Raw genomic sequence first — 11,274 nt, 5'->3', positions numbered from 1 at the left:
GGGCGAGCTCACGGGCCGCACCCCCGGGGCGCGGAAGGCCGCGGTCATGGCGGACTTCGCCTCCGGCGTCACACCCGTCCTGGTCGCCACCACGGTCGTGGAAGTCGGCGTGGACGTGCCCGAGGCGACGCTCATGGTCATCATCGACGCCCAGCAGTTCGGGCTCTCCACGCTCCACCAGTTGCGCGGCCGAGTGGGCCGGTCCTCCCGCGAGTCGCTGTGCGTGGCCGTGCACCGCCACGGCCCCACCGAAGCGGGGGAGCGGCGCCTGCGGGCCTTCGCCTCGACGACCGACGGCTTCGAGCTGGCCGAGGCGGACCTGCGCCTGCGCAAGGAGGGCGACGTGCTCGGCGCGGGCCAGTCCGGCACCGCCACCCACCTCGAGCACCTCTCCGTCAGGCGCGACGGCGCGATCATCCGCGATGCCCGCGCCGCCGCCGAGCGCCTCATCGACCAGGACCCCTCCCTGGCGGCCCATCCCCAGGTCCTGGCCGCTCTGCGCGAGCAGGCCCCCCGGGACCTCACCTGGATCCACCGCTCCTGAGCGGGCGGCGGGGCGCCCAGGGGGCGCGCCACCGGCCCCGCGGCCGCAGCGGTTAGGCTTGGGGCATGACTCGGATCGTCGCGGGCAGCGCCAAGGGGCGCGTCCTCGCAGTGCCCGCCAAAGGGACGCGGCCAACCTCGGAGCGGGTGCGCGAGGCCCTCTTCTCGCGGCTCGACCACTGGGGCGCCCTCGAGGGCGCCCACGTGCTCGACCTCTACGCCGGCACCGGCGCCCTCGCCCTTGAGGCGCTGTCGCGGGGCGCGGCCAGCGCCGACCTGGTCGAGAAGTCCGCCGCAGCGGCCCGCCTGGCCGCGCGCAACGCCTCCGCCTGCTCCCTGCCCGCCAGGGTCCACACCGCCGACGCCCGCGCCTACCTGGGCGCGAGGAGTGGCCCCGAGCTGGGCGGGGAGGCGGGCCTCGTCCTCATCGACCCGCCCTACAGCGCCCCCGAGTCCGAGGTGGCCGCGGTCCTCGCGCTCCTGGGGCCGTGGATCGCCCCGGACTGCGTCGTCGTCGTCGAGCGCCCCAAGCGGGCCCCCGCGCCCGCCCTCCCGTCCTTCCTGGTGCTCGAGGACACCCGCGCGTGGGGGGAGACGGCCGCCCACTTCGCCGCCCCGCCCGCCCCCGGCGGCCCCGACGAAGGGGGGAGCCGATGATCCGCGCGCTCTTCCCCGGCTCCTTCGACCCCTTCACCATCGGCCACCTCGACATCGCCGAGCGCGCGGCCGCCCAAGTGGGCGAGCTCGTGGTCGGCGTGGGCGCGAACCCCGCGAAGAACCCCATGTTCACCGTCGAACAGAGGGTGGCGATGGCCTCGGCCGCCCTGGCGCACCTGGGCAACGTCCGCGTCGCCGCCCTGCAGGGCGCCACGATGGACGCCGCGCGCGGCCTGGGCGCCGCACTGATCGTCAAAGGCGTCCGCGGGGCCGACGACGCCGCCCACGAGGCCGTGCAGGCGGCGTTCAACCTGGAGGCCGGGGGGATCGACACGTGGTGGATCCCCACGCGCCCCGCCCTGTCGCACGTCTCGTCGAGCGCCGTGCGCGAGCTGTTCCGCCTGGGAAAGGACGCCCACCGGTATGTTCCTCCCGCGATCAGCCGTTTCATGACAGACAATAGAGGCGGAAGCTGAGGCACCACGGAGGTAAACATGTCGCAGGACCACGACGCGAACGCCAACGAGCAGGGCTGGGACGGGCAGAGCGTCTACGGGCCCTCCACCGTCATCGCCGCCCTCGACCAGATCGAGGACCTCGTCGAATCCGCGCGGTCGATCCCCCTGTCCGCCTCCATCATGGTGAACAAGGCGGAGATCCTCGACCTGCTCGACCAGGCGCGCGAGGCCCTGCCCGAGGACCTGGTCGCCGCCGACGCCGTGGTCGCCGACGCCGACGCCGTCCTGGTGCGCGCCGACTCGGCCGCCGAGCAGGCGATCGCCGAGGCCAACACGCGCGCCTCGTCCACCCTGGAGGCCGCCAACACGAAGGCCGACCAGATCGTCAGCGCCGCCCGCGAGGAGGCCGAGCGGACCACGAGCCGCGCCGACGCCGAGGCCGAGGCGACCCTCGCACAGGCGCGCGCCGACGCCGAGGCCGCCCTGGCCGACGCCCAGGCCCAGGCCGACCGCCTCGTGTCCACGGAGAACATCGTACGCATGGCGGAGGACCGCGCGCGCGAGATCGTCGCCGACGCCCGCCGCGAGGAGGCGAACCTGCGCGAGGGGGCCGACGACTACGTCGCCCAGTCGCTGGGGGAGCTCGCCGGGCTGATCTCCGACCTGCAGCGGCGCACCGACGCTGGCCGCCGCACCATCGCCGAGCGGCGCGGCGTGGACGTGACGGATGTGGAACTCCATGACTGACTCCCCCCTGGTCCTGTCCCTGGCCGACCTTCCCCGGGCGGCGGGCTCGGTCCGCGACCGCAGCGTCGAATGGGCCGCGCCCGCCGACCTGGGGACCCCGTCGATGGGCGTCGAGGAGGGGACGCCCATCCCCGTCGGCGTCGAGCTCACATCCATCGACGACGGCGTGCTGGTGCGCCTGACCACAGCCGTGGACCTGGTCGGCGAGTGCGTGCGGTGCCTGGATCCGGTGCGCGTCCACCACGACGTGTCCAGCGCCGAGGTGTACGTCGAGCCCGGGAGCGCTGCCGCGGCGGAGGCGGACGGCGGGCCCGGCGCGGACGCCCTCAACGAGATCGGGCCGCGCGACACCATCGACATCGAGCCCCAGTTGCGCGACGCCATCGTCACCCTGGTCGACGCGCGGCCCCTGTGCCGTCCCGACTGCCCCGGCCTGTGCGACGTGTGCGGCCGCAAGTGGGACGAGCTGCCCCCGGACCACTCCCACTTCCAGGTCGATCCGCGCCTGGCGCCCCTGGCCGCGCTGCTCGGGGACGAGGACGGGCAGCGGTGATGGCCCGCGCGAAACGGCTCCCGGTCCCGCCCCGCACGGACACCTCCTCGCTCGTGGAGGCGTGGGGCGCCCCCATCGACGGCGCCCTGCTGTCCCTGGCCCTGGTCCACCGCTCCTACGCGAACGAGGCGGGGGGCATCGCCAACAACGAGCGCCTGGAGTTCCTGGGCGATTCCGTCCTCTCCGTCGTCATCGCCGAGAGGCTGTTCCACGACTACCCGGACGTGGCCGAGTCCGACCTGTCGCGCATGCGCGCCGCCACCGTCTCGCAGGCGCCGCTGGCCGCCGCTGCCCGCAGGATCGGCCTGGGCGACTACGTGTACCTGGGCAAGGGCGAGTCCCTGCACGGGGGCCGCGACAAGGACTCCATCCTCTCCGACACCTTCGAGGCCCTCATCGGCGCGACCTACCTCACCCACGGCCTCCAGGCCGCGCGCCGGGTGGTCCTGGAGCGCCTGAGCTTCCTGCTGGAGGACGCCCAGGAGCGCGGGCACCACCAGGACTGGAAGACGCTGCTGGTCGAGTACTCCCAGGAGCACGGCCTGGGGGAGGTGTCCTACGAGGTCGAGGGGGAGGGGCCCGACCACCGGCGGGTCTTCACCGCGCGCGCCTTCATCGCCGGGATCGACGGCCCGGTGGGCAGCGGGCGCGCCACGTCGAAGAAGCACGCGGAGAACGCCGCGGCGCAAAACGCGATGGGCGCGCTCGACCCCCAGTGACCGCCGCCGGGAACGACGGGCGCCGACCGGATAGGATTGGCCCGTGAGTGACATATCCGCAACCCGGACCCGTGTGATGATCGTCGACGACCATGAGATCGTCCGCCGCGGCATCGCCGAGATCGTCGACCGCGCCGACGGCCTGGAGGTGGTCGCCGAGGCCGGGTCGGTGCAGGACGCGCTGCGCCGCGCCGAGCTGGTGCGCCCCGACGTGATCCTGGTGGACCTGCAGCTTCCCGACGGCACGGGGATCGACATCATGGACTCCCTGGGCAGGACGCACCCCGAGGTCCTCCCGATCGTGCTGACCTCCTTCGACGACGACGAGGCGCTGGCCGAGTCCCTGGACAAGGGGGCGCGCGCCTACGTCCTCAAGACCGTGCGCGGAGCGGAGATCACGGATGTCATCAAGGCGGTCGCGGACGGGCGGGTCCTGCTGGACGAGCGCACCCTCACGCGCCGCCGCACCGACCACGAGGATCCCACCGCCGATCTGACGCCGTCGGAGCGCAAGGTGCTCGATTTGATCGGCGACGGCCTGTCGAACCGGGAGATCGGGGAGAAGCTGGGCGTGGCCGAGAAGACCGTGAAGAACCACATCACCTCCCTGCTGTCGAAGATGGGGCTCCAGAGGCGCACCCAGGTGGCGGCGTGGGTGGCCGGGCAGCGCGCGGCCGCGTGGAGGAACTAGGGCCGCGTCTCCACGATCCCCGTCGGAGCCTGCCAGCCGGTCCGTCGGCGGGCCGAAGGCCCCGTAGGCGCGCACGCCCGCCTCCGGCCCGATCGCCCGCCGCTGCCCCAGCATCGCCCACTGCGGATGCAGCTCCGGCTACCGGCTCGAACGACTCGCGCAACACGCCCTGAGCCTGCGCCCGCACCACTTGGACACTGCCCGCACCACTTGGGCATTGCCCGCACCACTTAGGCCGCCGACACGCCGGGGGAGCCGGGGCCCGCTCGGGCCCAAGTGGTGCAGTGGCGCGCTAAGTGGCGCAACGGCGGGCCAAGTGGTGCAGCGGCGCAACGGCGGGCGGATCCCGCAGCGCGGTGCAGGAAGCCGCGCAAATAGCCGACTGGGCCGTTCTCCCGCGCTTTTTCCCGCCACGCCGTGCGGAGCCCCGCCGAGATGCCGCCCGGCCGAGAAATCGTCTGCCGAATCGCTAACGCGCGCAACCATTATGGTGTAACGTCTGTGTGTCCTCGTTGTTGAGGAACGGACGAGGTCGTCCGTCACATGATGAAAGGAACAACGTGAAACTCACGCGCACCCTTGTGGGGGCGTCTGTGGCCGCCGCCCTGTCGCTGACAGGCCTCGGGCACGCTGCTTTCGCAGACCCCCCATCCACCCCCGATCCCAGTGCGCAGTCCGCCGCCACCGCGGCCGGGACGGCGACCGGGATCCCCCTCGCCGTGCCGCTCAGCGCGACCCAGAAGGTCGCCGACTGGCAGAGTCTCCAATTCGGCCTGTTCATGCACTGGGGCGTCTACTCCACCTACGAGGGCATGTACCAGGGCCGGCCCCAGCGCATGGGCTACCCCGAGCAGATCAAAGCCTGGGAGAAGATCCCCGACAGCGACTACAAGGCGCAGGCCGCGACGATGACGGCCGACAAGTGGGACGCCGCCAACGTGTGCCAGACCGCCAAGAACACGGGCATGAAGTACGTGATGATCACGACGAAGCACCACGACGGCTTCGCCATGTGGGACACGAAGACCACGGACTACAACGTCGTCAAGGCGACGGCCTTCGGACGCGACCCGATGAAGGAGCTGTCCGAGGAGTGCGGGAAGATCGGCATCAAACTGGCCTTCTACTACTCGATCATCGACTGGTCGCACCAGGAGCCCGAGCCCTACGCGAACCGCAACAAGATCGACGACTTCATGATGACCAGCGTCATCAAGCCCCAGCTCACCGAGCTCCTCACCGACTACGGCCCCATCGCCGAGCTCTGGTTCGACATGGGCGACCCCACCGCTGAGCAGTCCCAGCAGATGGCGGCCTGGGTCCACGAGCTGCAGCCCGCCACGATGGTGAACTCCCGCGTGTGGAACAACGCCGGCGATTTCGAGGTCGGCGGCGACAACCAGGTGGGCACGTCCTTCAAGATGGAGCCGTGGGAGTCGATCCTGTCGATCTTCCCGCAGTGCTGGAGCTACTGCACGCCCTCGTTCCGCGCGAACCGCTCCGAGGAGAACCTGCCGGTCCTCATCAACCGGACGGTGGACAACCTCGTGAACTCCGTGGCCTCCAACGGCCAATTCGACTTCAACGTCGGCCCCAAGGGCGACGGCTCCTTCGACCCCTTCGACCAGAAGGTCCTCGACGGCGTCGGCCAGTGGATGGGCCGCCACCCCGACGCGATCACCGGGGCGCGCCCCACGTGGCTCCCCACCGCGGACTGGGGGCGCACCACGACGAAGGGCAACGACCTGTTCATGTTCCCCGCCTCGTGGGAGGACGGCAAGACCCTGACGCTGACGGGCGTCGGCTCGACGGTCGCCTCGGTGGGCGTCGACGGCACCGGCGCCGGGCTGTCCTACACCCAGGAGGGCTCCACCGTGAAGGTGACGCTCAGTGGCGCCAGTCCCGACGAGGTCCAGCCCGTCGTCAAGGTCTCCTTCGCCAGCGCGCCCCAGTACGCGCCCGAACACACCCTGTCCCCGGCCGGCGGTGAGTCCGCACTGGACAAGACCGGCCTCTACCTGCGCCGCGGCCCCCAGGGGGGCGCCGCGGCAGTGGACACCTACGTCAGCGAGAAGGAGGGCAAGTCCTACGAGGAGGTCACCCTCTCCTTCCAGGGCGAGCTCGACGCGGAGACGACCTACAAAGTCGCCTACGGGGACAAGTCCATCGAGGCGACCGGTGCGCAACTGCTCGCAGGGCCCGTCGGGGAGGGGTGGAAACTGCCCGCGGGCGCGGTCGTGCCCGTGAGGCTGGCGCTCGCCCGCCCCTCGTACTACGGGGACTCGATGTCCTTGAGGGGCCCGCTGTCCGTGACGCTCACCGCCTCGGAGAAGCCCCTGGAGGGATCGGCGCCGGTCTTCACGAAGCACCCGCAGTCGGTGGAAGCGCGCGACGGCGAGCGCGTCGCCCTGACGGCGGTCGCGGCCTCGCGCCCCGCAGCCACCTACCAGTGGTACCGCCGCGCGCCGGGCGCCTCCGAGGCGAGCGCGGTCGACGGGGCCACGGGATCCGTCCACTCCTTCACTGCCACGATGGACGACAACGGCGCCGCCTACTACGCCGTGGCGACGAACCCGACCGGATCGGCCACCTCGAACGAGGCCGTGCTGACCGTGTCGGCGCGCCCCGACAACCTCGCCCTCAACAAGCCCGCCACCCAGAGCTCCACGGGGTGGGGCGGCGAGGCGTCCCGTGCCGTGGACGGCAACACCGACGGCGTGTGGGACAACGGCTCGCTGTCGCACACAGGCAAGGAGGACAACCCCTGGTGGCAGGTCGATCTCGGCAGCGCCCAGCCCATCGGCCAGGTGAAGGTCTGGAACCGCTCCGCCGACGACAAGTGCGGCGCGGACAGCTGTGACAAGCGCCTCCACGACTTCTGGGTGTTCGCATCCAAGAAGCCGCTCGAGCCCGGGGCGACCCCCGATTCGATCGCCTCCGACCCCGACGCCCGCGTCGTGCGCGTCGAGGGGGTGGGCGGTTACCCGAGCGCCGTGGACTTCGAGGGCTTCGAGGCGCAGTACATCCGCGTGACCCAGCCCGGGACCAACGTGGAGTTCGCGCTCGCGGAGGTGGAGGTGTCGCCCGTCAAGGCCGTCGCCCCCACGGTCGATGCGATCACCGTGGCCTCGACGCCCGAGGGCGCGGTCCAATCATCGGGCGACGGGGCCTTCAGGACGGCCACCGCGCCGAAGTCCACGCTCGTGTCGCTGTCCGCGAAGACCACGGGCACTCCGGAACCGGGTCTGAAGTGGCAGTTCCGCTCCAATGACAGCGAGGAGTGGGGCGATATCGAGGACGAGACCGGCGACGAGCTGACTGTGCTCGCCGACGAGGAGTCGGTCGGCCAGTACCGGCTGTGCGCCGAGAACACGGCCGGGTCCGCGTGCTCGGGCATCGTGCAGCTCGTCCTGGCAGCCGATCCGGCCCCCGATCCCACTCCGGATCCGACCCCCGACCCCGGGCCGGCCCCCGATCCCACTCCGGATCCGACCCCCGACCCCGGACCGGCCCCCGATCCCACTCCGGATCCTGGGCCGTCCCCGGATCCCACTCCGGATCCGGCCCCGGATCCCGGAGTGGACTGGAGCAAGGGCCACTGGAGGAGCGACGGCACCGGCTGGTGGTGGGCGATGCCCGACGGGTCCTACCCGAAGGACACGGCACTCACCATCGACGGCAGCGTGTACCGGTTCGGGCCCGACGGCTACATGCGCACGGGCTGGGTGAACGAGGGCGGCAGCTGGTACTTCCACGCCCCCTCCGGCGCCCAGGCGCGCGGATGGGTGCATGACCGGGGCTCGTGGTACTACATGGGCGACGACGGCGCGATGGCCACGGGCTGGGTCGCCTCCGGTGGCGCCTGGTACTACCTCACGGCATCCGGCGCGATGAAGACCGGGTGGCTCAACGACGGCGGGAACTGGTACTACCTGACCCCCGGCGGCGCGATGGCCACGGGCTGGCTCGACGACGGCGGAACCTGGTACTACCTCACGGCATCGGGCACCATGGTCACGGGCTGGGTCAATGACGGCGGAACCTGGTACTACCTCACCGGATCCGGCGCCATGGCCACGGGATGGCTGCAGATCGGCGGCCGCTGGCACAACTTCGCCCCCAACGGGGCGTGGATCGGCTAGCGACCACTCGTCAGCGGTGCGGGGCGCCCCCCAGGGGCGCCCCGCACCCTTGCGCGCCGGAACGGGGAGGGCGCGGCGGGCGGAGCCGCGCGGGTAGCGGGCGCCGGCGCCCTCACTGGCGCTGGGCCAGTGGCGCCCTCCAGGTGATCGCCGTGCCGCGCCCGCCGATACCGGCTCCCGTGGAGAAGGAGCCGCGGTGGCGCCGCGCCCTTTCCCCCATGTTCGCCAGACCGGAGCTGCGGGTGCGGTCCGGGTCGATGCCCTGGCCGTCGTCGGCGATGGACACGGTGACCGAGCCCCCGCACGCGCGCCCGGACACGTCGACGCTGACCGCAGCGGCCGTGGCCTTCGCGTGGCGGGCTATGTTGGACAGGCCCTCGCGCACGACGGCGACGACGTCGTCGCCGAGGTGGGCGTCCACCCGCCCGTCGAAGTCCTCGATGAGGGCGAGCTCCTGGTCCTCGTCCTCGTTGATCGCGACGGAGTCGAGGGTGATGAGCAGGGAGGGGGCGAAACCGAGGGCCGCGCGCGTCAGCGACGACTCGCGCCGGATGCGCTCCACGAGGCCGACGGCCTGGTCCCTTTCCCGCAGGTTGTGCACGATCGCGCGGATCTGGCGCACGGCCTCGTCGATGGAGGCCAGTGACTGGTCGAGGACGTTCGTGATCGCCGCCGGGTCCGCGGCGCCCGAGGCGACCGCCTGCTTCGCGGCGTCCAGGCGCATTCCGGTGGCGAAGAGCTGCTGGATCGCGAAGTCGTGGAGGTCCCGCCCGATGCGGTCGCGCTCGTCCAGGAGCGCGGCGACGTCCTCGGCGTGGCGCGCGGAGGCGAGTTCGAGGGCGAGCGTGGCCTGCGAGGCCAGGGACTCGGCGAGGGAGAGCTCGGACGAGTCGAACTCGGGCGCGCCGATCTGGCGCAGCAGGATGAGGACCCCCGAGGAGACCCCCCGCGAGCGCAGGGGGGCGTAGAGCGCGGGCCCGAAGGCCGCGAGCTGGGGCAGGCGCATCGTCTGGGCGCGCGCCATGGAGTCCACGATCATCCCGGTGCCCTCGTTGAGGACGCTCATGGCGCGGCCGTTGGGCGGGAACACGAGCCCGAGCAGGTTGTCGGCGTTCTTCCCGTCGGTGATCTCGGCCGCCCAGGTGTCCCCGACGGAGGGGAGCATGATGATGGCGGTGTCGGCGCGCGACACGTTGCGCACGGTGCGGGCGATGAGCTCGAGCGCCTCCTCCTCGTCGGCCCCCTCCAGCATGGTGGTCGTCAGGGACTGGGAGGCGCTGATCCACCTCTCGGTGCGCCTGGCGTCGGCGTAGAGGTGGGCGTTCTCGACGGCGATGCCCGCGGCGGGGGCCAGGGCAGTGAGGACGGCGGCGTCGGAGGCGACGAACCCCCCGGGCTTGCCCGTCAGGTAGAGGCGCCCGTAGACCTGCTCGTCCACCAGCACGGACACGCCCAGGAAGGGCGCGGTGTCCGTGGGCAGGGGGAAGTCGTCGAAGTCCTCGGGGGAGTTGACCAGCAGGTGGGAGTGCGGGGGGATGGCGCGCACGAGGCCCTCGGGCACGGAGGGGGAGGGGCCGTGGTCGTGGTGCTCGAGCTTGAGGGTGGTCGCCCCCCATGTGTCGAGGACGGCGAGGGCCCCGTGCGGGCACGCCGTGAGCATGCAGGCCTGGGTGACGAAGCTCTGCAGCGCGTCGCGCAGGTCGAGGCTCCTGGTGAGGTCCAGGGCGGCGCGCAGCAGCCGCATGTCGGTGCGGTCGGGGCTCATGCTTCCTCCTGCCCGGCCGCCCACGCCAAGTCGGGGCGGCGCGCGATGATCTCAGAATAGGGCGCGTTGTCGACGACCCGCGCGGCGGGGCCGGGACCGGGGCCCAGGACCAGCACCGAGTCGGCGCGCGCGGCCCCGGCGAGGCGGTGGGTGACCAGCAGCGTCCCGCGCCCCGCGCCCTGGTCGAACAGGGTGCCCACGAGAGCGTCCGCCGTGGCGGGGTCGAGGTGCTCGCTGGCCTCGTCGACCAGCATGAGGGGGGCGGGCGAGGCGAGGGCGCGCGCCATGAGCAGTCGCCGCCGTTCCCCGCCCGACACCGTGGTGGCGCCGGAGCCGATGCGCGTGTCCACGCCGTCGGGCAGGGCTGCGACCCAGTCGCCCAGGCCGACGGCCCGCAGCAGGCGGAGGGCCCCTTCGGGTTCGAGGGCGGGGTTCGCGGCCCTGAGGTTCTCCAGGACCGTGGTGGCGAAGACGTGGGCGTCCTCGGCGGTGGCGCACACGTTGCGGGTGACGTCGGAGCGGGGGGAGGACCAGGCGTCGGCGCCGTTGATCCGCACGGTGCCGGCCTTGGGCTCGAGCATCCCCGCCAGGGTCATGAGCAGCGTGGTCTTGCCGATGCCGGAGGGGCCGACCACCGCCAGGGTCCTCCCGGGGCGCAGGGCGAGGGAGATGCCCTCGGCCACGACGGGGCCGCCGGGCCATCCGACTGCGAGGTCCCGCGCCTCCAGGACGGGGCCCTCGGGGCCGGGTCCGGGCACCCGCGTGGTCGGGGCGGGGGCCCGGGGCCCCAGGACCTCGCAGATCCTCTGGGCGGCTCCGGCGCTGCGCACCAGTTGGGCCGCGGCGGGCGCCAGTTCGGCGACCCCTTCGAAGGAGGACAGGGGTGTGAGGACCAGGACCGCCAGCATGACGGCGGGCAGGTGGCCGGACGCGGTCTGGGCGGTGCCGATGAGGGCCGCGCCGACGACCGCGGCGCCGATGGCGAGGACGTCAACGGCG

Annotated in this window: 10 protein-coding genes; 8 read left to right on the top strand and 2 right to left on the bottom strand. The window is 72.5% G+C overall.

What is annotated here, in order from left to right; all coding sequences use genetic code 11:
• From BH719_RS09960 to BH719_RS01745, 8 genes are all read left to right on the top strand, one after another.
• On the top strand, positions 1–544 hold a 544-nt coding region (locus BH719_RS09960; RefSeq protein WP_009400236.1), incomplete at its 5' end, for a helicase-related protein.
• A 65-nt stretch (positions 545–609) separates the two neighbouring features.
• Positions 610–1,200, top strand: a complete 591-nt coding sequence (locus BH719_RS01775) for an RsmD family RNA methyltransferase (RefSeq protein WP_009400234.1) — start codon at positions 610–612, stop codon at positions 1,198–1,200.
• A complete protein-coding gene (coaD, locus tag BH719_RS01770; protein WP_009400231.1) occupies positions 1,197–1,676 on the top strand; it encodes a pantetheine-phosphate adenylyltransferase in 480 nt (159 codons plus the stop codon). The genes BH719_RS01775 and coaD overlap by 4 nt, the downstream gene beginning before the upstream one ends.
• A gap of 18 nt (positions 1,677–1,694) precedes the next feature.
• The gene (locus BH719_RS01765) at positions 1,695–2,405 is read left to right on the top strand and encodes a hypothetical protein (protein ID WP_021615084.1); all 711 of its coding nucleotides are present in this window, start codon (positions 1,695–1,697) and stop codon (positions 2,403–2,405) included.
• Positions 2,398–2,958: a YceD family protein gene (locus BH719_RS01760; protein WP_009400226.1), complete on the top strand. Its 561-nt coding sequence runs from the start codon at positions 2,398–2,400 to the stop codon at positions 2,956–2,958. The genes BH719_RS01765 and BH719_RS01760 overlap by 8 nt, the downstream gene beginning before the upstream one ends.
• Entirely contained in the window at positions 2,958–3,677 is a 720-nt protein-coding gene (rnc, locus tag BH719_RS01755) for a ribonuclease III (RefSeq protein WP_009400225.1), read from the top strand. The genes BH719_RS01760 and rnc overlap by 1 nt, the downstream gene beginning before the upstream one ends.
• A gap of 76 nt (positions 3,678–3,753) precedes the next feature.
• Complete coding sequence (locus tag BH719_RS01750; RefSeq protein WP_021615087.1) at positions 3,754–4,368, top strand: response regulator; 615 nt, start codon at positions 3,754–3,756, stop codon at positions 4,366–4,368.
• Positions 4,369–4,928: 560 nt separating this feature from the next.
• A complete protein-coding gene (locus tag BH719_RS01745; protein WP_009400223.1) occupies positions 4,929–8,510 on the top strand; it encodes an alpha-L-fucosidase in 3,582 nt (1,193 codons plus the stop codon).
• Between the two features lie 112 nt (positions 8,511–8,622).
• Here the strand turns inward: BH719_RS01745 and BH719_RS01740 are convergent, their stop codons facing one another.
• Positions 8,623–10,275 carry a sensor histidine kinase gene (locus BH719_RS01740; protein WP_009400221.1) on the bottom strand — a complete coding sequence of 551 codons (1,653 nt, stop codon included), beginning with the start codon at positions 10,273–10,275 and terminating at the stop codon, positions 8,623–8,625.
• A partial coding sequence (locus BH719_RS01735) for an amino acid ABC transporter ATP-binding/permease protein (protein ID WP_009400220.1) occupies positions 10,272–11,274 on the bottom strand: 1,003 nt, incomplete at its 5' end. The genes BH719_RS01735 and BH719_RS01740, both read right to left, overlap by 4 nt.

It is taken from the genome of Pauljensenia hongkongensis (genome assembly GCF_001746855.1).
GTDB classification, from domain to species: domain Bacteria; phylum Actinomycetota; class Actinomycetes; order Actinomycetales; family Actinomycetaceae; genus Pauljensenia; species Pauljensenia hongkongensis.
Note: the sequence above shows the minus strand (reverse complement) of the source record. Positions and strands in the feature narration are given on the sequence as shown.